Annotated in this window: 20 protein-coding genes; 7 read left to right on the plus strand and 13 right to left on the minus strand. The window is 32.9% G+C overall.

From position 1 onward, the window contains the following. Window positions 1-334: 334 nt before the first annotated feature. From BC748_RS11665 to BC748_RS11675, 3 genes are all read right to left on the minus strand, one after another. On the minus strand, window positions 335-955 hold the full coding sequence (locus BC748_RS11665; RefSeq protein WP_133533677.1) for a hypothetical protein: 621 nt from the start codon (window positions 953-955) through the stop codon (window positions 335-337). Window positions 956-1374: 419 nt separating this feature from the next. Further along, a complete protein-coding gene (locus tag BC748_RS11670) occupies window positions 1375-3831 on the minus strand; it encodes a TonB-dependent receptor (RefSeq protein ID WP_133533678.1) in 2457 nt (818 codons plus the stop codon). A 42-nt stretch (window positions 3832-3873) separates the two neighbouring features. Beyond that, complete coding sequence (locus BC748_RS11675) at window positions 3874-4239, minus strand: ArsC/Spx/MgsR family protein (protein ID WP_133533679.1); 366 nt, start codon at window positions 4237-4239, stop codon at window positions 3874-3876. A gap of 70 nt (window positions 4240-4309) precedes the next feature. Here BC748_RS11675 and BC748_RS11680 point away from each other — a divergent pair, with 70 nt between their 5' ends. Then, window positions 4310-5275, plus strand: coding sequence for a CPBP family intramembrane glutamic endopeptidase (locus BC748_RS11680; protein ID WP_133533680.1), 966 nt, complete (start codon window positions 4310-4312; stop codon window positions 5273-5275). Continuing rightward, entirely contained in the window at window positions 5256-6296 is a 1041-nt protein-coding gene (locus BC748_RS11685; RefSeq protein WP_133533786.1) for an AMP-binding protein, read from the plus strand. Before BC748_RS11680 ends, BC748_RS11685 begins: the two co-directional genes overlap by 20 nt. A 9-nt stretch (window positions 6297-6305) precedes the next feature. Here the strand turns inward: BC748_RS11685 and BC748_RS11690 are convergent, their stop codons facing one another. From BC748_RS11690 to BC748_RS11705, 4 genes are all read right to left on the minus strand, one after another. Then, a complete protein-coding gene (locus BC748_RS11690) occupies window positions 6306-7928 on the minus strand; it encodes a M1 family metallopeptidase (protein ID WP_133533681.1) in 1623 nt (540 codons plus the stop codon). Between the two features lie 137 nt (window positions 7929-8065). Next, window positions 8066-9712, minus strand: coding sequence for an RluA family pseudouridine synthase (locus BC748_RS11695; RefSeq protein WP_133533682.1), 1647 nt, complete (start codon window positions 9710-9712; stop codon window positions 8066-8068). Between the two features lie 296 nt (window positions 9713-10008). Continuing rightward, entirely contained in the window at window positions 10009-10575 is a 567-nt protein-coding gene (locus BC748_RS11700) for a hypothetical protein (protein ID WP_133533683.1), read from the minus strand. Between the two features lie 38 nt (window positions 10576-10613). Then, window positions 10614-12242 carry an acyl-CoA carboxylase subunit beta gene (locus tag BC748_RS11705; protein ID WP_133533684.1) on the minus strand — a complete coding sequence of 543 codons (1629 nt, stop codon included), beginning with the start codon at window positions 12240-12242 and terminating at the stop codon, window positions 10614-10616. A gap of 189 nt (window positions 12243-12431) precedes the next feature. On the opposite strand from BC748_RS11705, the gene BC748_RS11710 reads away from it, so the two are divergent. The 4 genes from BC748_RS11710 (at window position 12432) to BC748_RS11725 (ending at window position 16378) form a co-directional block, all read left to right on the plus strand. Continuing rightward, on the plus strand, window positions 12432-13073 hold the full coding sequence (locus BC748_RS11710; protein ID WP_133533685.1) for a DUF47 domain-containing protein: 642 nt from the start codon (window positions 12432-12434) through the stop codon (window positions 13071-13073). A 28-nt stretch (window positions 13074-13101) separates the two neighbouring features. Continuing rightward, on the plus strand, window positions 13102-14433 hold the full coding sequence (locus tag BC748_RS11715) for an inorganic phosphate transporter (protein WP_133533686.1): 1332 nt from the start codon (window positions 13102-13104) through the stop codon (window positions 14431-14433). 130 nt (window positions 14434-14563) lie between these two features. Then, complete coding sequence (locus BC748_RS11720; RefSeq protein WP_133533687.1) at window positions 14564-15787, plus strand: porin; 1224 nt, start codon at window positions 14564-14566, stop codon at window positions 15785-15787. 144 nt (window positions 15788-15931) lie between these two features. Next, on the plus strand, window positions 15932-16378 hold the full coding sequence (locus BC748_RS11725; protein ID WP_133533688.1) for a hypothetical protein: 447 nt from the start codon (window positions 15932-15934) through the stop codon (window positions 16376-16378). Between the two features lie 342 nt (window positions 16379-16720). Here BC748_RS11725 and lpxD read toward each other — a convergent pair whose 3' ends face one another. After that, on the minus strand, window positions 16721-17719 hold the full coding sequence (lpxD, locus tag BC748_RS11730; RefSeq protein WP_133533689.1) for a UDP-3-O-(3-hydroxymyristoyl)glucosamine N-acyltransferase: 999 nt from the start codon (window positions 17717-17719) through the stop codon (window positions 16721-16723). 217 nt (window positions 17720-17936) lie between these two features. Next, the gene (gene cphA, locus BC748_RS11735) at window positions 17937-20555 is read right to left on the minus strand and encodes a cyanophycin synthetase (RefSeq protein ID WP_133533690.1); all 2619 of its coding nucleotides are present in this window, start codon (window positions 20553-20555) and stop codon (window positions 17937-17939) included. A gap of 273 nt (window positions 20556-20828) precedes the next feature. Between cphA and BC748_RS11740 the strand changes: the two genes are divergently transcribed. Then, window positions 20829-22535 (plus strand): S8/S53 family peptidase, encoded by a 1707-nt coding sequence (locus tag BC748_RS11740; RefSeq protein WP_133533691.1) that lies wholly within the window; start codon window positions 20829-20831, stop codon window positions 22533-22535. Window positions 22536-22538: 3 nt separating this feature from the next. On the opposite strand, the gene BC748_RS11745 is transcribed toward BC748_RS11740, so the two are convergent. The 4 genes from BC748_RS11745 to BC748_RS11760 are packed head-to-tail and all read right to left on the minus strand — an operon-like array spanning window position 22539 to window position 25918. Then, window positions 22539-23384 carry an alpha/beta hydrolase gene (locus BC748_RS11745; protein WP_133533692.1) on the minus strand — a complete coding sequence of 282 codons (846 nt, stop codon included), beginning with the start codon at window positions 23382-23384 and terminating at the stop codon, window positions 22539-22541. A 34-nt stretch (window positions 23385-23418) separates the two neighbouring features. Beyond that, window positions 23419-24198, minus strand: a complete 780-nt coding sequence (locus BC748_RS11750; protein ID WP_133533693.1) for a zinc ribbon domain-containing protein — start codon at window positions 24196-24198, stop codon at window positions 23419-23421. 3 nt (window positions 24199-24201) lie between these two features. Beyond that, window positions 24202-25296: a Nif3-like dinuclear metal center hexameric protein gene (locus BC748_RS11755; protein ID WP_133533694.1), complete on the minus strand. Its 1095-nt coding sequence runs from the start codon at window positions 25294-25296 to the stop codon at window positions 24202-24204. Between the two features lie 58 nt (window positions 25297-25354). Continuing rightward, complete coding sequence (locus BC748_RS11760; protein ID WP_133533695.1) at window positions 25355-25918, minus strand: hypothetical protein; 564 nt, start codon at window positions 25916-25918, stop codon at window positions 25355-25357. Between the last annotated feature and the right edge of the window lie 7 nt (window positions 25919-25925).

The following is a 25925-nucleotide window of genomic DNA, read 5'->3' on the forward strand; positions in this document are numbered from 1 at the left end:
TATTGGATGGGCTTTTTTGTTTTTAGTGCTTTTGTAATTTATATGAAATAGCTATTCTTTTGGTGTAAGTTGATATTCTTCAAATGGTGTTTGATATTCTTGTGATGTAAGTCAATTTTCTTCTGATGTATATCAATTTTCTTTTAATGTAAGTGAGTATTCTTTTGATGCAAGTTGATATTCGCCTGATGTTGGTTGATATTCTTGTGATGGAAGTCAATATTCTTTAAGTGTAAGTAGATTTCTTATGATGTTATCCGATTTTCTTCAAATGGAGTTTTATTTATACAAATATTAAAGGGTTTCTTGTTGGAAACCCTTTTGAATTATGTTGTTATTTTTTTCTTGGACGGGTGAATTTTATACCACTTACTTGTTTATACTGAGGACTCGATGCTCCGAAAGCTGATTTTATATAGTTTTTTGTTGTATAAGCTAAATCTGCTAAACCTGTTTCGGGAGTATAGAGTGTTTTGTCTAGGGCTATTATTGCATTGCTATATGATATGTATATATCTTTTACTGTTTGGTTTATTATAAACAGTTGCTGTTGATAGAATTTCATATTTGCTGTTGTTAGCTCTGTTTCGGATGGATTGTATTTGGCTTCTGAATCAGCTAGTTTAATTAATTCTAGAAAGAAATCTGCTTGACGGTCATAACTTTGTTGGGATGTTGAGATTGTATCTGGATTGTCTTTACCATCGATTTTGGTTTTTGGTAATCCTGGTGCTCTTTTTCCTTGAATTTTTCGATTAATTGCAATTGCTTTTTCAATTGTTTCTTTTGTTGCACCGCATGATTGGAATACACCAATTACTCTTGTTGATAGCCGTTTTAGTGGTTCAAAAAGGGCTATTCTTTCACCTCTTATTTTGTTTAGTGGAATTTCTGTATCCTTGACTAATTCTAAATCGGATTCGGCTGTTGTTTTCTTTGTGTTTAATTCCGTCAACTGAATTGCTGTGTTGGATGGTGCGTAGTTGACACCATATCCTGTTGTGAATGAAATTAACGTACCAAAGTTGGTTACGTTTTTTAAGTTTCCTACTTCTGAAGTTGAACTCTTAATTAAATTATTTATTTGTTATTTGTGAACTATTTCACACAAATTCGATAGCAAATTCCTTGCCAAAGTTTGTAGGTTACTACTTAATTATATGTTATTTTTATCGTAGTTGACCTTCAAATGTATTTTGACTACGCTCAATACAAACTAGGGTGACAAAATGTGGTTATTATAAAGTATTTCTTTTATATCTATTATTGGATTTTCATTAGTATTATATTGCATTGAATTGGTAATGTTCTATAATAAAAAAAGCGCTCTCAATTGAAAGCGCTTTACTTTTATAAAGTAAAATTTAGTATTGATTATCCTTGAAAATCTCCGCCATCGTCTCCGCCATTTCCGTTGCGTGGTTTTTCTCTTTCGTTTTTCTTCACGTTAAATCTGTAAGTGAAGGACAGTGTGATTTGTCTTTCTCTCCATTGGAATTCGCCATAAGAATCTACTTGTCCAGGAAGATAGGTTTCGGATATTCTTTTTCTAGAATTTAGAAGATCGCTTACGTTTAATGATATGGTTGCTTTTTCTTTGAAAACATCTTTACTAAATGCTAAATTCATTGCAAATACGCCAAGATTTTTTCCTTGTGCAGTTCTTTGTGAACCATTATATGTCATGTTTGTTTGCCAATCTATTTTATAAGGTAAGTTTATTTTTGATGTAAGTCTTGCAAACCATGAAGTTGCTTTGTTGTCGAAGTTTTGGATTATTTCGTCACCATTGTTGTCAATATAGCTGAAATCGCCATCGGTTTCGTTGTAGAAGAAGTTGAAGTTACTGTTTAGTTTCCACCATTTGTATGGAGAATAATTTAGTGTAAATTCAAATCCAGTACGATATTCTTTGGCTAAATTGATTGGTGTACTTATAATTACTGGTATTCCATCTTGGAAATCACCATTTGGTCTTCTAACAAATTGGAACGAATCATTTGTAATATTGAAATACATTGAAGTATTGAAAGTTATTTTACTCCATTTTTTTAAGAAACCTAGATCGAATGCATCGGTAAACGCTGGATCTAAATCTGGGTTACCGATAAAGATGTTTACATTACTTGAAAGGTTGTTGAATGGATTTAATTGTCTTCCTCTTGGTCTTTGAATTCTTTTGCTGTAGCTTAATGATACATCGCTAGTTTCAGATATTTCATAAGTGAAAAATGCAGATGGGAAGAAGTTGTTGTATTTTTTATTGTTAAAATCGTTGGTTGCTAACTGATTAACATCAATATTAGAGTCTTCCCAACGTAATCCATAAAGCATGGAAAGTTTATTGAATTTAGTTCCGAATTGCGTGTAAAGCGCATTTACCTTTTCTTTGTATTCTAGTGTGTTTGTGAATTGAGGAAAAGGAATTCCGTTTCTTATCACGCTGTAATCCGTTATATTTCTAATAAAATTACCTAAATAACCTGCCTCGAACTGGGTGTTTTTTCCTATTGGTAAAACGTAGTCGGCTTGAATTAAATTACGACTTTGTTCTTGATTGTTTAAGGTATTGTCTGTTGCAACAATCGCAGAATTATTTGTGCTATCAGTAATTAGTGCAATATTATTATCGGTGTTTGATGAAAACGAACCATCAACAGTCAGTTTGTGTCCGTCTTTTTTGAATTTTTTGGTGAAATTAGTGCTGAATTCAATATTTTCACTCTTGCTGTCTTCTTCGTTTACACGGTTTCTGGTATAATCGTAAATAAAATCTACGTCGTAATAGTCTTGAAATACATCATCAATATTGTTTCCGCTACTTTTTCTATAATTTAGTGTGTTGGTCCACGTTAAAGACTTTGATAAAAACCAATCAAAACCAAAATTTCCGTTATAGGATTTATTTAGTCTCTCGTTTTCACGATTTTCGTACATGTAATCACGTGTAGAATTGTCGTCATTTAAGTATCTAGAGTTGGTAAAAGAGTTTCCTGGACTGTTTCTATAGCTGTATCCTTGTGTTGTAAATAGATTAAATTCTTCTCCTTTAAAATTTAATGTTCCGCTAAGTCCATGATTTTCAGGATAACCTGTATTGGCAATCAATGTTCCGTTTAGTCCTTGATTTTTACCTTTTTTAAGAATAATATTTAGAATTCCACCGCCACCTTCGGCGTCATATCTTGCAGAAGGATTGGTTATTACTTCCACTTTATCTATTGCATCGGCAGGAATTAATCGTAAAGCATCAGTAACACTAATTGCATTTGAAGGTCTTCCGTCGATAAGTATTTTTACATTTTCATTACCTCTTAAGCTAACATTTCCTTCCACATCTACAGAAACGGATGGAATGTTGTCTAAAATATCACTTACAGTTCCGCCTTTTACCATCAAATCATTACCAACGTTGTATACTTTTTTATCCAATTTGATTTCAACCGTTGTTTTTTCAGCTCGAATGATAACTTCATCCAATTGTTTTGCACCTTCATCAAGAATTATTGTACCTAAATTAGTGTTTTGCGTTATAGATTTGTTATTTATTTCGTTCGGCTGAAATGAAATAAACTCAATAACAATATTGTAATTTCCTGAAGCTACATCAATAGAAAACTCACCTTTATTGTTAGTTATTCCGCCAAAAACTGAATTTGGATTGGTTGTACTTTTTAATGTAATGGTAGAATACTCTAGTGGAAGATTAGTTGACTTTTCTATAACTTTTCCAGTAACTTTAAATTTTGCGCCACCAGCATTTGGTTGTGCATGAGAAATGAAAGAAATTAAAAAAAGAATTGCGGCTAAAATCGTTTTGATGCTTTTCATTGAAAATGAGTTAAAATTTCAACGGCAAAAATACTCTTTCACTTAGGATTGGTTTCCCAAAACTTTGTTAAATAAAACTTCGGATTTGCTTAAGTCTCTAGCTATGACTGCATAGTTTTTACTTATGACGATTGGTCTTTCGATGAGAATTGGGTTTTTTTGTATCACTTTAATCAGTTCTTTGCGGCTTAGTTTTTTTCCTTTGTAGTTTTCTATCCAAATGGGTTCTTTTTGGCGAATTAAATCAATTGGTTCTAGGTTTAATTTTTTGAGTAGGATTTCAATTTCGTTTGTATCTAATGGATTTTCAAGATATTTCACTATTGTATATTCAATATTTTTTTCATCAAGAAAAGCCAAACAGTTTCTTGATTTTCCACAACGAGGATTATGTAGTACTTCAATCATATATATTTTTTCACAAAGTTCTTTATTTTGGCGTAAAAAATGTTAAATTAGACGAAATAAAATTTTTATTATGTTTTTAGAAAATGCTATCACACGCGAAAACAAGTTTTGGAAATATATTGTAGGTTCAATTATTGTTATTGTAGCGTCGTTTTTGGGACAAATCCCTTTTTTGATTGCTGTAGCCGCAAAATCTTTCTCAAGTGGAAAAGCTTTTCCAACGGATGAAAAATCGGTTATGTCTTTTTTGAGCCCTAATTTATCATTGTTTTTATTACTGATTTCGTTTGCGGTTGCTCTATTAGTACTGTATTTTGTTGTCAAATATTTTCACAAACAGACGTTTTTATCGGTAACAACTTCACGAAGTAGGATGGATTGGAAGCGATTTTTCTTTTCATTTACTATTTGGGGAATTTTTACAATTGCTTCAACTGTTTTGATGTATTATGATAGTCCTGAAAACTTTAGCATTAATTTCAAACCCATTCCTTTTGCTATTTTGGCGGTTATAGCCATTGTTTTGATACCAATTCAAACAAGTACTGAAGAATATGTTTTTAGAGGTTATTTGATGCAAGGATTTGCTGTTTTGGCAAAGAATAGATGGTTTCCTTTAGTGTTAACCTCAGTTATTTTTGGGACGTTACACATCGCTAATCCTGAAGTGCAAAAGCTTGGGTATATCGTAATGATTTACTACATCGGAACAGGTTTTTTTCTAGGAATAATTACGTTAATGGATGAAGGAATGGAATTGGCATTGGGTTTTCATGCTGCTAATAATTTAATTGCAGCTTTGTTAATTACATCCGATTGGTCTGCCTTTCAAACCGAATCAATTTTAAAAGATAATTCAGAACCTTCGGCAGGATTGGAAGTTTTAATTCCGGTTTTTGTTATATTTCCTTTATTGTTGTTCCTTTTTAGTAAGAAATACAAATGGACCGATTGGAAAGAGAAATTAACTGGAAAAATAAATATAGTAGAAGTTAAACCTATTCAAAATATTGAAAATCATGACAGTAACTTATGAAAATGTACATAATAAATTTAAGCTAAACGGGTTTCATTTGGACAAGGATGATTTGTGTCGTGTTGCTTATAGTTTTATAAAAGAAGGAGAAGATTTTGAAAAACCAGTGGGCGATTTTCTACTGGATTGGTTTGATAATAAGGAGTTTATCCAAATGCAAACTTCGGGTACAACTGGAACGCCAAAAATCATTTCGGTGAGCAAACAAGCAATGGTCAATTCGGCTTTGGCTACAGGCGATTTTTTTGGTTTAGAACCTGGAAATAAAGCATTGCATTGTCTTCCTGTTAAATATGTTGCGGGAAAAATGATGTTGGTTCGAGCGATGATTTTAGGTTTGGATCTAGAGTTTGTTGCGCCAAGTTCTCATCCGTTGCGCAATAACGAATATGATTATGATTTTGTTGCAATGGTTCCGCTACAAGCTCAGAATTCTATTAGTGAACTAAAACGCGTTAAAAAAATGATTGTTGGTGGAGCAAAAATCAATAATTCGCTCGAAAAGCAATTAATTAAATTAAAGACCGAAGCGTTTGAAACCTATGGAATGACGGAAACTATTACACATATTGCTGCTAAAAAAGTAGGCGAGAAGGCATTTACTGTTTTGCCAGATGTTACGATTTCCTATGATGATAGAAATTGTTTGGTTATTCACGCACCAAGGATTTCGGATGAAGTAATCGTAACGAATGACATCGTAGAGCTGATTAATGAAAATCAATTTATCTTCCTAGGTCGAATGGATAATGTGATCAATAGTGGAGGAATTAAATTAATTCCAGAACAAATTGAAGAAAAACTAGCTGGAAAAATTGACGTTCGTTTTTTTATTGCTTCCAAAGAAGATAAAGAACTAGGCGAAAAAGTAATTTTGGTTGTTGAAGGGGAAAAACAAGCTATTGATGACGCTATTTTTGCCGATTTGGACAAATATGAAAAACCAAAAGAAATTGTTTTTGTTCCAAAATTTAAAGAAACACCAACTGGAAAGATTTTGCGAAATGAAACATTACTTTAATGAAAAGTTTTAATTATTCTCAAATGATTTTTTGACAAAGAAGTTATCACTAACTTCTATTTTATCCGTGGGTTTTACTTTAAAATTCGATTTAACCCAAGCATTTACTGGATAAATTCGTTTTGATTTGCCGTTTATTTTAATATCTATGGGCATGAAAAAATTAGTTTCATTGGTTGTCCATTTGTAGAATAAACGTTTGTTTTCGATTTTATATTCCAATTTTGGAATAGAAGTGTGACGCAAATACTGATTGAAAACAGCGGTTAAATCCATTCCGCTTTCTTTGTTGAAAAAAGCAATAACGGTTTCGGTATCAATGATTTTATGACGGAAAGTGTTAGAATAATCCAAAATCAGTTTCCACCATTTTGTGTCATCATTGATAACATGACGCAAGGTGTTTAAAAGTAAAGCACCTTTTGGATACATATCGCCTGAACCTTCATTATTAACGCCATAGTTTCCAATGATAGGACTGCTATTAAAAACATTTTTCTGCAAACCTTTGGCATATTGCATCGCTTTTTCGTAGCCCAATTGGCACTCTACAAAAACAATTTCAGTGTATTGTGTAAATCCTTCGTGTATCCACATGTCAGCAATATCTTTGGAAGTAATGCTGTTTCCAAACCATTCGTGTCCACTTTCGTGAATGGTTATATAATCAAAAGTTAGTCCAATTCCTGTTCGAGATAAATCATTTCCAAGATATCCTTTTAAATACTTATTCCCATAAGCCACAGCACTTTGATGTTCCATACCTAAATAAGGAGTTTCAACTAGTTTGTAGCCATCTTCTTTGAAAGGATAGTCGCCAAACTTATTCTGAAAACAATCCATCATCGGTTTTACTTCTTCAAAATGTTTTCTTGCTTTTTCTTCGTTATAGCTTAAAACATAATAGTCTAAATCCAATCCTTTGTGATTGTCATGAATGTGAACATAATCACCGATATTTAGTGTAATAGTGTAATTGTTGATTGGATTTTTAACTTCCCAATCCCAACGAGTAAAGTCATTTTCTAGCTTTTCCGAACCTATGAATCTTCCGTTGGAAACATTCATTAAGCCATTAGGAACAGCTACTTTTATACTTGCACCATTTTCTGGTTCGTCGCTTTGAGAATCTTTACATGGATACCATAAACTTGCCCCAGTTCCTTGAACGGCAACGCCAATCCAATCTTTTCCGTTTTTATCTTTATTAAATACAAAACCGCCATCCCATGGTGCATTTCTCGCAACTACAGGATTTCCTTGGTAAAAAAATTGAATGGATTGTGTTGTTTCTTTATTTAATTCAGATGGGAAAGAGATAAAAACAGCATTGAATTCTCTTTTGTAATCTAATTTTTGTTTATTCCAAATGATGGAATCGATTTGCATATTATCAAACAAATCGACTTGAATTTTTTTAGTATTTTCAACTACTTTAAAAATAATTTCGTTGTTGCCTTTAATCTTTTTTGTTCTTGGTAAAACCATGATATCAAGATTGTAGCGCACAACATCGAAACAGGTTCTTTCAAAACGCAATCCGCCGTGAAGACTGTCTTTTCGGGTAAAAGTTTCTTGTGCTGTAACGATATGCGTTATGAAAAGAAATAGAAATAAGGATGTTTTTTTCATACTATGGTTTGTTTTTTAGCCCTGATTGTAGTGGAAATCCTTTTTTTATTTTTTCTAAAAAAGCACTTCGACTGCGCTCAGTGTGACAAAAAAATAAAAAAAGATTGCAACGAAAAGCAGGAATAAGGTTTGTTTTATTACCAAACGTTTTGCTTTTCAAAATCAATTTCCACTTGAATTGTCATTTCTTCCTTCGAAAATGGGTGAATAAAAGTAATACTTTCGGCGTGAAGATGCAAACGATTGGCTTTGGTTCCATATAAATCGTCGCCAACGATTGGACAATTTAATCCCAAATGGTGCGCTGCGTGAACGCGCAACTGATGCGTTCGTCCAGTGATCGGGTAGAAGTGAACCAAGGTTTGATTGTTTCGAATTTCGATGGTTTTCCATTCGGTTTTTGCTGGTTTTCCGTGTTCAAAACATACGATTTGATTGGGACGATTGTCTAAATCTACACGAAGAGGCAATTCAATTTTTCCATTATTGGCTTTTACAACTCCATCTAGCAACGCTACGTAGCGCTTTTTTACTTTCCTTTTAATGAATTGTGCTTGCAGATTTTTATAACTTTCAAAGCTTTTCCCAATCAAGATAATACCTGAAGTTGACATATCTAACCGATGAACAATCATAGCGTTAGGATATCTCGATTGTATTCGAGTTTGCACAGAATCAGTAATTTGTTTTCCTGGAACCGAGAGGAATTCGGCAGGCTTGTTTACCGCAATGATGTGTTCATCTTCAAAGACGATTTCGAGTTCTTTTCCGTCGGCTGGATTGATTTCAAACGGATTTTTATCGGTTTCAATGCCTTTGAGCATATGTTTTAAAATAGGTTCGCATTTGCCCATGCAAGCTGGATAAAACTGTTGGTGTTTTCTAACTTCGGATTTTGGCGATTTTCCCCACCAAAATTCCGCCATAGCAATTGGTTTTAAATTATGTTGAAAAGCATAATGCAACAGTTTTGGCGCAGCACATTCACCCGAACCTGCTGGCGGATTTCCGTTGAAGATTTCTGCTAAACTTTTGAGTTGCTTGTCTTTATTGAGAAAAGCATATTCGGTAAAAAGTTGCTGTTGCAAAGTAGCCGATTTTTCTTTTCGTTCTTCTTTTAATTGGTTGATTTTATTGGTGAATTGTTCTAAATTTTGTTTGGCATCATTCAGTTTATAATTCCAGTATTGCGACATTTTTTTGAGCATAATACCTTCGTCTTGACTTTCTTTGTTGAATTGTTCGATTTCTGACGGAGTTGCTGTTTGTCTTTTTTCAGCCCGAAGTTTTTTCCCGAGTTTTATTTGTTCTTTTTGAGCTGTAATTTCTTTTTCGGCTTGGAATTTGGTTTGTTCCAAATGTTGAATGGCTGATAAATAATCATTGTTTTGTTCCAAAGCTTCGATTTCAGTATTGTATTGATTGAGAATGATTTCTTCTTTTTTGAAATAGCCGTTATCATCCAGCATGTCATAAACAGTTGGAACAAATTTTGGGTGATGATTGCTTTCAGCTAATTTTCCCGAAAAAGCCCAAAGATGACCGAGTTCACCATTTTGATTTTGAACGACTAAAACGCCAAACATTTTCCCTATTTCCAGACCTTTTTGTTTTTCGTCCAAACCAAAATTATGCTCAAAATCGGTTTGGGTTTCCAGATAATTTTGCAGTTCTTTTGCTGCAATTCTGCTTAATTCGTGCGGTTCATAATAAAACGGAAAAGTGAATTTTTCCGGTAATGGAATGGTGGAGATGTTGGATTTGAATGTTTGGAATAATTCCATTCTAAATTTTTAAAATGCGTTTACAAAATTGATACGACAAATATATTCCAAAACCGAAGATTAAAACAAATTGAAAAGTAGAAGGATAAGCATGACAACCATTCCAACTTGGGAAATCGTATAGTAAGTTGATTAACCAATTTATTACCGCTATTATGATCGTCACAACTATCAGGAATTAGTAAGCTTTCAATAATAGAGGAAATAAAAATCGAAATTATTATTCCTGGAATAGAAAATAGAATTAGGAAAATTATTTTATTGATTTTTGGCATTATTCCGATAAATATAAAGAACTAATAATACATATCAACAGCATGCTTTTTCCCAATCTGTATTTTATAAGCAAAACCACCTTGAAATTCAGCAGTTAAAATTTTTATTTTTATATCAAACTTTTCCCACTCGCATTTTCCTATATAATAATCATCAGAATTAATGTTTATGCTATTTATTTCAGGATTACCGATATTTTCTGATAGGTGTTTTATTAATTTATCGGCTGTTTCTTTATTAATAGTGTATTCGATAAATTCAAACTTTTTAAATGGTTCAATATTCCATTTTACTATTTGAATGTTAAGTTCAAACCCATTTAAGATTTTATTGTTATTGAAGTACCAAGTTGTTCTATCGCCACTTTTCTCTTTTTTTGTATAGTTTGAAAGTAAACTAAAAGGCATTTCCCAAATCAAAAATTGTTTTTTATTTTCAATCAACAATCCATATGCTAAATTTTTCCATATCTGATTTTCCCTTAATTCATAGTCATTTGAATAAGGAAAAATAAATTTATTTTTAAATTTTAGTTTAAATAGAAAATATAAATAATTATATATACCAATCAATATTATTGGTAACACAAATGATATAACTATTATGAGAAATATGTATTTATACACTACACTTGAATAACACCTAAATTAAACTTTTTCTCAATCGGTGAATGATTTGCCGCTTCAATTCCCATAGAAATCCAAGTTCGGGTTTCTAAAGGATCGATAATCGCATCGGTCCAAAGTCGCGCTGCAGCATAATAAGGAGAAACTTGCGCATCGTATCGTGCTTTGATTTTATCAAACAGTTCTTGCTCTTTTACTTCATCCACAATTTCGCCTTTGGCTTTTAAGGAAGACGCTTCAATTTGTGCTAAAACTTTAGCCGCTTGTGTTCCGCCCATAACAGCAAGTTCCGCACTTGGCCAAGCAAATATCAATCTTGGATCATAGGCTTTTCCACACATGGCATAATTTCCGGCACCATAAGAATTACCAACAACTACGGTGAATTTTGGAACAACCGAATTGGAAACAGCATTCACCATTTTGGCTCCATCTTTTATAATTCCTCCGTGTTCCGATTTACTTCCAACCATAAAACCCGTTACGTCTTGAAGGAAAACCAACGGAATTTTCTTTTGGTTACAGTTCGCAATAAATCGTGTGGCTTTATCGGCAGAACTGGAATAAATTACGCCTCCAAATTCAATTTCTCCTTTTTTGGTTTTAGAAACTGTTCGTTGATTGGCAACAATTCCAACAGCCCAACCGTCAATTCGGGCATAACAAGTGATAATTGATTTTCCATAATCAGGTTTGTACATATCCATTTCAGAATTGTCAACCAATCGTTTGATGATTTCCATCATGTCATATTGGTCACTTCTTGATTTTGGTATAATGCCATAGATGTCTTTTTCTTCCAAGGCTGGTTTTTGTGGTTTTTCCCGATTGAAACCTGCTTTTTCATAATCGCCAATTTTTCCAACAATACTTTTTATTCTGTCTAGCGCGTCTTTATCGTCTTTTGCTTTATAATCGGTTACACCTGAAATTTCGCAATGTGTAGTTGCGCCGCCAAGTGTTTCGTTGTCAATGTTTTCTCCAATGGCAGCTTTTACCAAATAACTTCCAGCAAGAAATATACTTCCGGTTTTATCGACTATCATTGCTTCGTCACTCATGATGGGCAAATACGCACCACCAGCAACACAACTTCCCATTACGGCAGCAATTTGGGTAATTCCCATACTTGACATAATAGCATTGTTTCTAAAAATGCGACCAAAATGTTCCTTATCTGGAAAAATTTCGTCTTGCATTGGTAAATAAACTCCAGCTGAATCGACTAAATAGATAATTGGAAGGCGATTTTCCATAGCAATTTCTTGCGCACGAAGGTTCTTTTTTCCTGTAATTGGAAACCAAGCACCGGCTTTTACAGTAGCATCATTAGCAACAACTATACATTGTTTTCCTTTGATATAACCCATTTTTACCACAACACCGCCAGAAGGACAACCACCGTGTTCAGCATACATTCCATCACCAACAAAGGCACCAATTTCGATGCTATCGGCTTTGGCGTCAAGCAAATAATCGATGCGTTCACGTGCTGTCATTTTTCCTTCAGCATGTAATTTTTCGATACGTTTTTCGCCTCCGCCAAGCTTTACTTTTGCAAAACGTTGTTTTAAATCTGATAATAAAAGTCTGTTGTGGTCTTCGTTTTTGTTGAAGTTGATATCCATTTTGTAAAATATATTGCTGTTGTTTTATTCGGGTTGCTAATCTACGAAAACGTTTTCAATGTGTGAAATTATGATAAATATTAGATGATTTCAATGTTAAGAAATTGTAAACTTCTGTAAAAAATAGTCGTTATACATTTAATATTCACTTAACATAAGAGTAATACATTTGCGTCAAATTTTAATATTATGTCTATAAACAGTATTTTCCAGTTTTTAGTTCCAAAAGATAAAAAATTCTTCCCACTTTTTGAACAAGCATCTTTAAATTTAGTAATACTAGCAGAAACATTGCACGAAGCTGTAAATGCTCCAAAAGAGCAACGTGAAGAATATTATAAAAAAATTGAAGAACTTGAAGTTATCATTGAAGAGATAACTCATAAAACTCATTTAGAATTAAGTAGAAATTTCATCACACCATTTGATAGAGAAGATATTCACTCTTTGATAAAAGCGGTTGATAACGTAGCGGATTATATGCATAGTGCTGCAAGTAAAATGCGTTTGTATCAAGTTGAAAAAATCACCAAATCGATTAGAAAATTAACAGAAATCAATTTAGAAGCTTGCCAATTAATTGCGGTTGGTATCAAAGAATTGAAAGACATGAATCACAAATCGATTAAGGAAACGTGTAAAAAAATCAATAAATTAGAAAGTAAAGCAGATTCTGTTTTTGATAAAGCTGTTGCAGATATCTTTGAAAATGAGAATGATGCAAAAAATATAATTAAATACAAAGAAGTACTTTCAGCCTTAGAATCAGCATCTGATAAATGTAAAAGTGTTTCTAACGTAATGGAGCAAATCTCAGTAAAACATTCGTAATTAGTCTTTTAAAAATTAAAAATTACTTATGGATTTTACTTTACTTTTAATAATCATTTTTCTTGCTCTAGTTTTTGACTACATCAACGGTTTTCACGATGCAGCCAATTCTATTGCAACTATCGTAGCTACTAAGGTTTTAACTCCATTTCAAGCGGTACTTTGGGCTGCGCTTTTCAACTTCATGGCTTATTGGGTTTTTGGATTTGGTGTAGCTGATACAGTAGCTAAAACAGCTCATACGGCAAGTATTGACCTTGTTGTAATACTCGCAGGAGTTATTGCAGCTATTATTTGGAATTTATTAACTTGGTGGAAAGGAATTCCATCATCTTCTTCACATACTTTAATTGGTGGTTTTGCTGGAGCAGCAATTGCTCACGGTTTTAGGGATGTTACTGATCCAGAACATGCTGGTTTTAAAATTGTAAACTGGTTGAAAGAAGCAAAAGAAGGCGAATTATTGCCGTCAGGTGTATTAATAGTAATCTTATTTATTGTTTTTGCACCATTATTAGGAATGTTGATTTCCTACTTCATTTCGTTATGGTTGATGTATTCTTCAAAGAAAAATGTTTGGCCAAAAATATTAACGGGTGTTTTGATGGTATTGGTGTTTTGGTTTTTATATTCAGTAATGACACCTTATGCTGATATTAAGAAACCAAGATTTGAAAGTCATTTTTGGAGCTTCATGACAGAACCAGCCAATATTAAGTGGTTCTTAGTTGCAATAATTTTCTACAGTTTAGCAATTTTTAATTTATTGTTCAGTAGTTTTTCTACAGCTACTGCAGAAAAAGTTTTGAAAAAAATGCAGCTTTTATCTTCTGCAGCATTTAGTTTAGGTCACGGTGGAAATGACTCCCAAAAAGTAATGGGAATTATAGCAGCAGCAGTTGCCGTTTACATAAAATCTAATCCAAATATTGACATGTCTGCTGGTTGGTTGGACTTAAATGTAGTTTTACCACACGAAGTTGATGGAGTAAAAGTAGATGGACAAATGCCAGGTTGGATTCCATTAACATGTTATACTGTTATCGCACTTGGAACACTTAGCGGTGGATGGAAAATTGTAAAAACCATGGGTTCAAAAATAACCAAAGTAACTGCTTTTGAAGGTGTTGTTGCCGAGTCAGCTGGAGCTTTGACTTTGTTCTCAACAGAACATTTTAAAATACCGGTTTCAACTACACATACAATCACTGGTTCAATTATTGGAGTAGGTGTAACTAAAAGAGTTTCTGCGGTTCGTTGGGGTGTAACAGTAAAATTGCTTTGGGCTTGGATACTAACAATCCCAGTTTCGGCGGTTCTAGCAGCTTTAATTTATTATGTACTAAAATTATTTTTATAATATTTTGATATATCATTAAGCCGACTATTAAGGTTGGCTTTTTTTATAACTTGTTTATATTTGTTAATTAATTGTTTACAAAACATCAAATTACAGTTAATAGTAATAAAACACAACACAACTAAACCAGATGAAAAAAGTACTATTTCTAATTTTATTTTTTCTTTCCATTTCGTCATCAGCACAAGTTACAATTAAACAAACCAAAGAAGATAACGACCTGAAACTTTCCGCTTTACCCTACTATAGTTTTGGAAAAGGATTGGGACTTACTTCTCCTGATAGTATTTTTCAATTGAATATTCGTTTCCGAATGCAAAATAGAATTAGCTATATTGAAAATGATGGAGAAAATGGTGCTTATGACGGGCAAATTCGTCGTTTGCGTTTGCGTTTTGATGGTTATGTTGGAAATCCAAAATTTCTTTACGCCATTCAATTATCATTTGCTCCTGGCGATGTTGGAGAAATTCGTGATGGTGAGAACATCAATATTATTCGTGATGCAGTTGTTTTTTATAGACCAAATAAACACTGGAATATTAGTTTTGGACAAACAAAATTACCAGGAAATAGGCAGCGTATCAACTCATCAGGAGGTTTACAATTGACAGATAGAACAATCAATAATGCAAAGTTTACTGTTGATAGGGATTTTGGTTTTCAAGTTCATCATTTAAATGAGTTCAAAGATGATTTTTCTTATAATTTTAAAACAGCAATTTCTGGCGGAGAAGGTAGGAACAGTACAGAAAAACCAGATGATGGTATAGCTTTGACAGGAAAAATAGAGTTGTTTCCATTTGGAGCATTTTCTAAAGATGGTTCTAATTTTGAAGGCGATGTTGTTCGTGAAAAGAAACCAAAATTGATGTTGTCTGGAGCATTTCAACAAAATAATCATGCCCGAAGGACACAAGGTCAACTAGGAAACGATTTATTTGATGAACGAACAATGAAGTCAGTTATGCTTGACGCAATGTTTAAGTACAATGGTTGGGCTGCAATGATGAGTTATATGTCTAGAACAACTAATGAAAATGCAGTTACTATCAATCCTGTTGATAGTAATGAAACTAGTTTTGCTTATATAGGAAATGGATTTGATTATCAAGCGAGTTACAATACAAAATCAAATTACGAATTTATTGCTCGTTATTCAATTCAAAATGTTGGAGATGACATTCGAAATTTAGCACCAAATACTAAACAATATTCCATTGGTGTAACCAAATATATTTGGGAACATTCCTTTAAACTTCAAACCGAATTGAATTTTGATACCTTAAAATTTGTTGATGGTTCTACTAAAAATAACTGGTACTTGCGCTTTCAAGTTGAAATAGGTATCTAACATTCTTTTTTTTTAAACGAATTCCAATGTTAAGTTTTTGCTCGAATCGAAAACTTAACATTGGGGCGTCTTTTTATGTTGTATTTTTGTTAACGTAAAATTTACATTGAGTTTACGTTAATTTAAAATTTAACAACATATATCATGATAGAGAAAAAAGTTGAAGAAATACAAAATGAAGCAACACCTGAAAAAAAGCCTGCTGCTTCAAGAAGAAGAACGGTAAAGCCAGCATCAACAACGGAAGCAACAACACCAGCAAAACCAGCTTCTCCAAGACGAAGAACAACAAAACCACTAGTTATAACTGAAGCTGTAGTTGAAGAAGTAGTTTCAAATGAAGTGGTTCTAGAAAAAGTAGAACTAAACAACGAAACACCAACCGAAATGAAAGATTCAGAAAAAGAAAAAGCTAAAAAAGCAAAGGCAAAACAAAAAGCGAAAGAGAAAGCTAAGAAAAAAGAGAAAAAAGAAAAGGAGAAAAAGAAAGCTAAAGCTAAAAAAGAGAAAGAAAAAAAGAAGAAAAAAGAAAAAGCTAAGAAGGCAAAAGCAAAGTCAAAAAAGAAAGCTACCTCTAAGAAGAAAAAATAATTGACAAAAAAACCGATACAAACGTATCGGTTTTTTTTATTTTGAAATGTGAAGTTCGCCTCTGAAAAGAGCTAGTTTAGCTCAGAAGAGAATTAGTTTAGTTCCGAAGAGAACTGGTTTACTTCCGAAGAGAACTAGTTTAGTTCCGAAGAGAACTAGTTTCGTTCAGAAGAGAACTAGTTTCGTTCAGAAGAGAACTAATTGAGTTCTGAAGAGAACTAGTTTAGTTCCGAAGAGAATTAGTTTAGTTCCGAAGAGAACTAGTTTAGCTCCGAAGAGAACTAATTGAGTTCAGAAGAGAACTTTTAAGATTTTCTATCAAACAAACTTAATATGTTTATTTTATCTAGAGGAATCTTTTACTAATCGTTTTAAAATTGCCCATTGTTTTAGCGCGTCGCGTGCTTCAATCGCTGGATAACCTAACATGGTTTTTCCTGCTTCAACATCCGCTGCAACTCCCGAACCTGCACCAATTATAACACCATCGCCAAGTGTTGTATGATCTTTTATGGAAGCACTTCCACCAATGATTACGCCATTTCCTAATGTTACAGAACCAGCCAATCCTGAATTTCCTGCCATAATACAGAATTTTCCAAGTCGTGAATTATGACCAATTTGCACTAAATTATCTATTTTACAACCGTAGCCAACAATTGTTGAACTGAATTTTCCTCTGTCAACACATGAGTTAGCACCAATTTCAACCCAATCATGTAGAATTACATTGCCAATTTGTGGAATTTTAACCAAACCTCTTTCTGGACAAGGTCTAAAACCAAAACCGTCTGCACCAATTGTACAATTTGGATGAAGAACGCAATGGTTTCCAACATGACAACGTTCACGAATAACTGTTCCAGACCAAATGATCGTGTTAGAACCAACTGTACTTTCGTCGAGAATGGTTACATTGGCATAAATGATGGAGTTATCACCAATTTTTACATTTGGTCCAATATAACTTCCGGCACCAATTTTAGTTCCTTTTCCAATAACAGCAGTTGAATCTACAACGGCAGTTGGATGAATTTCTACAGCAAATTGTGGTGGAGCAGGAGCAAAGAGTTCGAGTACTTGCGACATGGCTAAATCGGCGTTTTTTACTTTTATAAACGCTCTGTTTTCTCCAGGTTCAATGCCAATGTCTTCGTTAACCACGGCAACACATGCTTTAGATGTTTCCCAATATTTTTCAAATTTTTTATTTCCTATAAAAGATATTTCAGTTGAACTTGCCATTTCAAGTTGTTCTGGCGCTGTAATTTTTTCAGAGATATTGCCAACGATAGTTCCATTTAGAATATCGTTAATTTCTTGAATAGAAAATGTTTTCATTGATAGTTTTTTAAGATATGGTAAATAATTTACCAAATAAATGGAAAATGTTTTGAAAACACTAATTTAAAATATGGAATATTTAAAAATGGGAAGGTATATAAAATACAAAAGTCGATCTGGAGCGATCGACTATTGTGGTAAGGTGTAACTTCCTTTCGGAATCCTTGATGCAAAAGTAAGTATAATATTTAAATAAAATAGTCTTTTTTACAAATTATGCATCTTCATTTTCTTTATCTAAATATTCTTGAACGATTTCTATAGCATTTGTAACTACATCGCTCAATGCAGTGATAAAGCTTCCTTCTTGAGCACTATTGATGGCATGTTTTATTGCTTCCGTTTCTTTTGGTATAATCTCGTGAGTAACAGATCTTCCGCTTGCGTTGATACCTTCAAGAATTAAATTGATGATTTCATCTTCTGTTCTACCTCTTAAATATTTTTCTTGACGAATGATAATATGGTCAAACATTCGAGCGGCAATAGTAGCACATTCTTTAATGTCTTCATCACGTCTATCGCCAACGCCAGCAATTATTCCAATCTTTTTGGTTGCCTCTACAGATGATAAATATTCTTCAACACCACGATAGCCAGCAGGATTGTGAGCAAAATCGATTAAAACTTTAAATCTTTTGAAATCAAAAATATTCATTCTTCCTGGAGTTTGTGCTGCACTTGGAATAAATGTTTGAAGCGATAAACTAATATCATCAGTTTTAAAACCATATAAATAACTAGCTAAACTAGCTGCCAAAACATTAGCAATCATAAATTTAGCTTTTCCACCAAGTGTTAATGGAACATGAGTTGCGCGTTCCACTCTAATTTTCCATTCGCCTTTTTTGATGGTAATGTAACCGTTTTCATAAACGGCAACAATTTTTCCTTCTTTGGCAAATTGTTTTACTTTTGGATTGTCTTCATTCAATGAAAAATAGGCAATGTTGCAACTCAATTCGTTTGCAATCTTCAAGCAATGTTCATCTTCAGCATTCAAAATAGCCCAACCATCTTTTTTAACACTACGAACAACAACGCTTTTCACTCTTGCTAAATCTTCTAGTGTATGAATATCAGAAAGTCCAAGATGATCCTCTTGAATGTTTGTAATGATAGCAATATCACATCGACTGAAACCCAATCCAGAACGAAGAATTCCGCCACGAGCTGTTTCAAGAACAGCAAATTCAACAGTTGGGTCTTTTAGAATATATTCCGCAGAAATTGGTCCAGTTGTATCTCCTTTTTCCATCATGTGATTTTGCACATAAATTCCATCGGAAGTTGTAAACCCAACACGATAGCCATTGTTTTTTACGATATGCGCAATAAGTCGAGTAGTAGTAGTTTTTCCGTTAGTTCCAGTTACTGCAATAATTGGAATTCTGCTTGGTTTTCCTGGAGGATAAAGCATATCTATTACAGGCGCAGCAACATTACGAGGTAAACCTTCGCTTGGTGCTAGGTGCATTCTAAATCCAGGCGCAGCATTTACTTCAAGGATACAACCACCATTTTCTTTTAAAGGTTGTGTTAAATTTTCTGCCATGATATCAACACCACAAATGTCAAGTCCAATAACTCTTGAAATTCTTTCGCACAAGAAAATATTTTCAGGATGCATCATATCGGTTACATCAATAGACGTTCCACCAGTACTAAGATTTGCAGTTGATTTTAAATAAACCGTTTCACCTTTGTTAGGTATGGTGTCTAAGGTATAGTTTAATTTTTCTAACAAGTCTGTTGTATCTCGGTCAACATCAATTTGGGTTAAAACATTTTCATGACCATAACCTCTACGTGGATCTTTATTTGTTTCATCAATTAATTGTTGAATGGTTTGAACACCATCACCTTTTACATGTGCAGGTTCTCTTTTTGCAGCAGCAACTAATTTATTATCAATAATTAATACTCTAAAATCAAATCCTGTGATGAACTTTTCTACGATAACTCTTCGGCTATATTTTTTAGCGTAAGCCAAGCCTTCAACGGCATCTTCCCAAGTTTTCACATTAATTGAAGCACCTTTACCATGATTTCCATCTAATGGTTTTAGTACAATTGGATAACCAATTTTCTTGACAACACTTTCTAAATCTTCTTCATCAACACAAATTCCACCACTTGCTACAGGGATTGAAGCTAAGTCGAGCATTCGTTTTGTTTCTTCTTTATTACAAGCAATATCAACCGCAATGTTACTCGTTTTACATGTTATTGTAGCTTGAAAGCGCATTTGATTAACTCCATATCCCAATTGCACTAAAGAATTAGTTCCTAATCTAATCCAAGGAATATCTCTTGCAACAGCTTCGTCAACAATACTTCCGGTAGATGGACCAAGTCGAACACGTTCGCGAATTTCACGCATTTTTTGAATGTCAGCTTCTACATCATATTCATTTCCAGAAATTAAAGCTTCAGCGATGGCAACGGCGCTTTCTGCGGCAAACATTCCTACGTTTTCTTCCATATAACTGAAAACTACATTGTATATTCCGGGTGTTTTGGTTTCACGAGTTCGTCCAAAACCAGTTTCCATTCCTGCCAATGTTTGAATTTCTAATGCAATGTGTTCAATAACGTGTCCCATCCAAGTGCCACGTTCGATGCGCGAGAAAAAACCACCACGTGTTCCTTCTGAACATCGATGCTCAATCATTGTTGGAAACATAGCTTCGATACGTTCTCTAAAGCCGTCGATTTTATTAGTAGGGAATTGCTCCATTTCTTCTAAATCCAAACGCATTTGAATTAATTTCTTTCTTTGAATGCTCCAAAGATTAGGTCCACGAAGAGCTTGTATTTTTAAAATTTTCATGATTAGGTGTAATTTTTAATATAGTGCTAATGATTTTGTTAAAAATAGGAAATATTTGTTTTGCAATTAATTTTTTTTAGTAGAAATGGTAAAAAAATGAAAAATTCCATAAGAATATGTCAAATCTTCTGATTATCAAAATACTATATATTATTTTTAATTGCGTTTTCAAATCAATTTGTGATAAATGAAATGTCTAACTTTAAAAACGCATTGAAATATTTTATAAATTGCACAAAATTGTTTGATTAATAACTTGTTAATTTCTTTGTTTTGAAAAAAAATCTACTTTATCTATTTATAATCAGTTTTTCTATTTCTTTTGCTCAACAAAGAAAAGGGCAACTCTATTTGACTTCGGCTTCTAAACATGATTTGCATGTTTCTTTTGGCTTAGATGTCACTTTAAATCCCACAACTTTTTTTGAAGATTTAAAAGAAGACAATTCTATTTTTAAATTACTTGTTGATCAATATGGTTTTAAATTAGAGAAAGACATTTTAATTTCTGAAGAAAAATTACTTTCTATGGAGGAAAGTGCAATGAAAATAAAGGGAAATGCAGATGCAATTAAAAAATTGCGCAATATTTTTAAAGTTAGAATAGATAATCCAACTAATGAGCGTCTTTTTGAAGTTGGGCAAGCTTTAGAACAATTAAAAATTGTTGAATATTGTAATTTAACCTCACTTGAACCAACAAAACCTCCAGTTGATATTCCACCAACAACTCCAAATTTTGAACCAAATCAAGGTTACATTCAATCCAATCCTGGAGTTAATATGCAATATGCCTGGGATTTAGGATTTACTGGTCAAGGAATTAAAATGCGCGATGTGGAATATGGTTTTAATAAAAACCATGAAGAATTGAATGTGATAAACACTAGTATCGCAACAGGTATGAATATTTCCACTACACTTAGTGAACAAGCTTACGCAGGTTTTACTGAACACGGAACTGCAGTTTTTGGAATTTTATTTGCTCACAAAGGAACCTATGGAATTTCTGGGATGGCATATGGTGCTGATGAATTAGTATTGTTTCCTGAATGGCAACAATCAGGATATAATAGAATAAATGCAATAACTCAATCTATTGCAAACTCTACAACTGGTGATGTTATAGTTTATGAAATGCAATCCAATGGTCCAGCTGTAGAGGTTAATCAAAACGATCCGATAGATTATGTTATGGCCGAATATAATCAAGTGGTTTGGGATTTAACAAAAGCGGCAACCGATGCAGGTATTACAATAGTTGCAGCTGCCGGAAATGGCGGAGCAAATTTAGACACAGCTGCTTATGCAAGTTATAATGCTCGAGGCGATAGTGGTGCCATTATTGTTGGAGCAGGAACGGATAACATAAGTCATAATCGATTGAATTTTAGTACTTTTGGAACAAGAGTAAATCTTCAAGCTTGGGGACAAAATGTTCGTTCGATTGGTTTTATTACTGGTATTAGTTCTTTAGTTGGAAATGATTTTAACCAAAGCTATTCCACTTTTTCTGGAACAAGTTCGGCGACTCCAATTGTAGCGTCTTGTGCTACTGTTTTGCAATCGTATTATTTTAGTTTGACTGGAAATTATTTAACATCACAGCAATTGAGAACTATAATGCAGCAAACAGGTATAGCACAAGGAACAGCAGTGGCTGGGAATATTGGTCCAATTCCTAATATGGTTGCTGCAATGGAAGAAGTTTATAACCAATCGTTAGGATTGAATGAAGATACTAAATTTCAGTTTCAGGTGTATCCTAATCCTGTTTCTAACCAATTTACAATACTATCTGGCGAGTTGATTTCCAAGGAAGCCAAAGTTGAAATCTACACTAGTTTAGGTCAAGTTGTTTTAACTACAAACTTACCAAATGATAAAGTTGTTGATGTTTCTCAATTATCAAATGGATTTTACTTCGTGAAAATTTCAGAAAACAATCGAAGTTTTATTCAGAAAATAATAAAGAAATAAATATTACTTTTCGTTTATAAAATCGATGATTTGATTGTATAGTTTTGCGTCATGCATACTGTGACCAAGTCCATTTGTTTCAATATAAGTAGCATTTTTCCATGTTGAAGCAAATTTTCTTCCTTCTTCAACTAATACAACCGTGTCGTTTATATCGTGAGCAATGAAAGCTTTTTGAGTAAAGTTTTTTGCAAAATTATGTCCTTTGAAATCATCAATAAGAATGTCGAATTTTTCGTGATAGAATTTTTCGAGACGATTTTTAATTCTATTGTTCAAACTAAGTAATGAAACAAACGAATTACTGATGATTTTGAAATCTGAAGGCGAACCAAGCATAACAACTTTTTCAACCTTTTCATTCCCGAATTTATGGAGATAATAAGTAATTGCTGCTCCACCAATTGAATGACCAATTAAAATTGTTGGATTGTATTTTTTGGTTAATTCATTGATATAAGTAGCATAACTAGGTGCATTAAACTCTTTTCCAGAAGATAAGCCATGAGCTGGAGCATCGATAGCTATTATTGTTCTTCCGGTTTTAAACAAATGCGGTAATAATTTTTTCCATCTAGAAGAATTACTTTCCCAACCATGAACTAACAAAATTATTTCTTCGTTTCCTTTCCAGATGTAGGTTTGAAATGTTTCTTTCCCAAATTGAAAAACTTCTTTTTCTGCGTATTCTAATGTTTTTGGAAATTTTGAAGCACGAATTTTACCTTTTCGCGGTTGACTGAAAAGAGAGTAGGCTTTATTTTTAGCTTTCTCTGGCTGAATGAAACTCAACAGATTTAAATATAAACCTATTGATTTTGTTAGAATGAGTAGTTGTATTTTTTTCATAAAAAAAATCCCGAATTAATCGGGATTTAAGATATTAAATTTTTGAAAATAAATTTTGCATTTTTTCTTTTTCTTCATCTGCTAAAGCTGCATCAACAAGAATTCTTCCTGAATGCTCATCAGTAATTATTTTTTTACGAGCAGCAATTTCAACTTGTGTTTGTGGTGGAATAGTAAAGAAAGAACCAGCAGATGCGCCACGCTCGATAGAAACTACAGCCAAACCATTGATAACACTTTTACGAATTCTTTTGTAAGCTGCTAATAAACGCTCTTCAATCAACGCTTCATACTCAGAAGATTTTTCAGTTAAGAAAGTTTCTTCTTTTTGAGTTTCAGACATGATGTCGTTTAATTCCGCTTTTTTATGTTTTAAATGCGTAGATTTTTGCTCTAATTTTTCTTTTGAACTAGAAATAACTTCTTTCTTGTGTTCGATAGAAGCTTTCATTTCTTTAATTTGCTTTTCAGCCAATTGAATTTCTAATTCTTGAAACTCAACTTCTTTAGTTAAAGAATTGAATTCTCTATTATTACGAACATTTTTTTGTTGTTCAGTATATCTTTTAATAGCAGCTTGATGCTCTTCAATAGCGTTTTTCTTTGCTTTGATTTGGTCTTCAATTGAAACTAAATCAAGTTTAAATTTTTCTAAACGAGTGCTTAAACCTGCTACTTCATCTTCTAAATCTTCTACTTCAAGAGGAAGTTCACCTCTAACATTTCTAATTTCGTCAATTCTTGAGTCGATTAATTGTAAATCATATAGCGCTCTTAATTTGTCTTCAACGCTCAATTCTTTTGTAGTAGCCATATTTTATAAGTACTTAACTGGGTTTGTATTTTCTTCTGATAAAACGACTGCAAAATTAGTAATTTTTTCTTTAAGAAAATCAACAATATAGTTTTTTGTATATCTTTCGCTTTCAAAGTGACCGATATCGGCTAAAACTATTTGATTTTCAGATTGATAGAAGTCGTGGTATTTCAAATCGGCTGTTAAAAAAATATCAGCACCAGATTGAATAGCATTTTTGATTGCAAAACTTCCTGAGCCGCCAAGAACAGCCACTTTACTAATTTTTTTATTCAATAATGTAGTATGTCTTATACTTCCGCATTGCATTTTTGTTTTTACAAAGTTTAGAAATGCTACTTCTTCTAAAGGTTTTTCAAGTTCACCAACCATTCCAAGACCTATATTTTGATGTACATTTTGAAGAGAATAAATTTCGTAAGCAACTTCTTCATATACATGATTTGAAAAAAGCGCTTTCAGCATTTTTGATTGCAATTGTTTTTCAAAAACGACTTCAATTTTTATCTCTTCGGTTTGTGTTAGCTCACCTTTTTTTCCAACGACAGGATTACTGTTTTCATTTCCTTGATAGGTTGAAAATCCTTCCGAATTAAAACTGCAATTATCATAATTCCCAATTGTTCCAGCACCAACTTCAAATAAAGCAATGCGAAGTTGCGTAGCATTTTCAGGAGTTGTGTAGGTAACTAATTTTTGGATAAAGTGCTGTTTTGGAATTAAAATCGAAGTATTAATTAACCCCAAAGCATCGCAAAATATTTTATTAACACCATTCTTGTGATTGTCCAAAGCGGTATGAACGGCATAAATTGCAATATCATTTTTGATAGCTTTTATTACTGCTTTTTCTACATAATCTTTACCCGTAATTTTCTTTAATCCAGAGAAAAGAATAGGATGGAAGCAAACCACTAGATTGCATTTTTTTGAAATTGCTTCGTCAATAACACTTTCTAAAGCATCATGACAAACTAAAATTCCCGTTATTTCTTCTTCTTGATTTCCAACTAGTAAACCAACATTGTCAAAATCCTCAGCATATGCTAAAGGTGCCATTTCTTCGAGGATATTTATTATTTTTTGTAGTTTCATTTTTTATTAGGTTTCAAAGAAATCTATTATCTATTTGTCTGTCATCTGGCATCTAAAATCAAGTATTCCATTCGTTCAACGTTTCTTTAATTGTCCAAATGCCATTAATTTTTTCAAAGAGAAAAAAGCTGCCGCTATTGTGTTCAATACTTCTATAAAAAGCAACTTTAACTAGACAATAATTGGTTGCAAAATACATTGGTTTACTCACAATCATTAATCGTTGGTTGTTTTCTCCAAATTGTTTCGAAACTTTTTGAAAATCTTCAAGCGAAACGCAATTTTGAATTTTACTTTTCAAATATTGATGTTGGTTCGTGAAAAGAATATCAAATTCTTTACTCCAATCTTCCTGAAGAGTAATGTCAATTTGTTTTTTTATTACGGTGGAATGTTTTTTTAGGAATTCACTTTTATTGATTACTTCAATCGTTTCTTCATTATTTGGTGCTTTGTTGCAATAAAAACTCAAGAGTTGCAAACGGTTTTTGACTATTGGTTTTTCATTAGCATAGAATTTTGTTAACAACACTTTTAGTAAAGCGGCATTTTCGTTTTCTTGTGAAAAACTGTTTTGGAAGCACAATAAAAAAAGGATGAAAAGTTTAAATTTTAGCTTCATTTTTTAA

Origin of the sequence: Flavobacterium dankookense (assembly GCF_004362665.1) — a bacterium.
Lineage (GTDB): Bacteria > Bacteroidota > Bacteroidia > Flavobacteriales > Flavobacteriaceae > Flavobacterium > Flavobacterium dankookense.

Bases quoted from the DNA above. Each gene is read 5' to 3' on its own strand.
- BC748_RS11670 (WP_133533678.1), bottom strand. From the start codon at position 3,831: ATGAAAAGCATCAAAACGATTTTAGCCGCAATTCTTTTTTTAATTTCT.
- BC748_RS11675 (WP_133533679.1), bottom strand. From the start codon at position 4,239: ATGATTGAAGTACTACATAATCCTCGTTGTGGAAAATCAAGAAACTGT.
- BC748_RS11680 (WP_133533680.1), top strand. From the start codon at position 4,310: ATGTTTTTAGAAAATGCTATCACACGCGAAAACAAGTTTTGGAAATAT.
- BC748_RS11690 (WP_133533681.1), bottom strand. From the start codon at position 7,928: ATGAAAAAAACATCCTTATTTCTATTTCTTTTCATAACGCATATCGTT.
- BC748_RS11695 (WP_133533682.1), bottom strand. From the start codon at position 9,712: ATGGAATTATTCCAAACATTCAAATCCAACATCTCCACCATTCCATTA.
- BC748_RS11705 (WP_133533684.1), bottom strand. From the start codon at position 12,242: ATGGATATCAACTTCAACAAAAACGAAGACCACAACAGACTTTTATTA.
- BC748_RS11710 (WP_133533685.1), top strand. From the start codon at position 12,432: ATGTCTATAAACAGTATTTTCCAGTTTTTAGTTCCAAAAGATAAAAAA.
- BC748_RS11715 (WP_133533686.1), top strand. From the start codon at position 13,102: ATGGATTTTACTTTACTTTTAATAATCATTTTTCTTGCTCTAGTTTTT.
- BC748_RS11720 (WP_133533687.1), top strand. From the start codon at position 14,564: ATGAAAAAAGTACTATTTCTAATTTTATTTTTTCTTTCCATTTCGTCA.
- BC748_RS11725 (WP_133533688.1), top strand. From the start codon at position 15,932: ATGATAGAGAAAAAAGTTGAAGAAATACAAAATGAAGCAACACCTGAA.
- lpxD (WP_133533689.1), bottom strand. From the start codon at position 17,719: ATGAAAACATTTTCTATTCAAGAAATTAACGATATTCTAAATGGAACT.
- cphA (WP_133533690.1), bottom strand. From the start codon at position 20,555: ATGAAAATTTTAAAAATACAAGCTCTTCGTGGACCTAATCTTTGGAGC.
- BC748_RS11745 (WP_133533692.1), bottom strand. From the start codon at position 23,384: ATGAAAAAAATACAACTACTCATTCTAACAAAATCAATAGGTTTATAT.
- BC748_RS11750 (WP_133533693.1), bottom strand. From the start codon at position 24,198: ATGGCTACTACAAAAGAATTGAGCGTTGAAGACAAATTAAGAGCGCTA.
- BC748_RS11755 (WP_133533694.1), bottom strand. From the start codon at position 25,296: ATGAAACTACAAAAAATAATAAATATCCTCGAAGAAATGGCACCTTTA.
- BC748_RS11760 (WP_133533695.1), bottom strand. From the start codon at position 25,918: ATGAAGCTAAAATTTAAACTTTTCATCCTTTTTTTATTGTGCTTCCAA.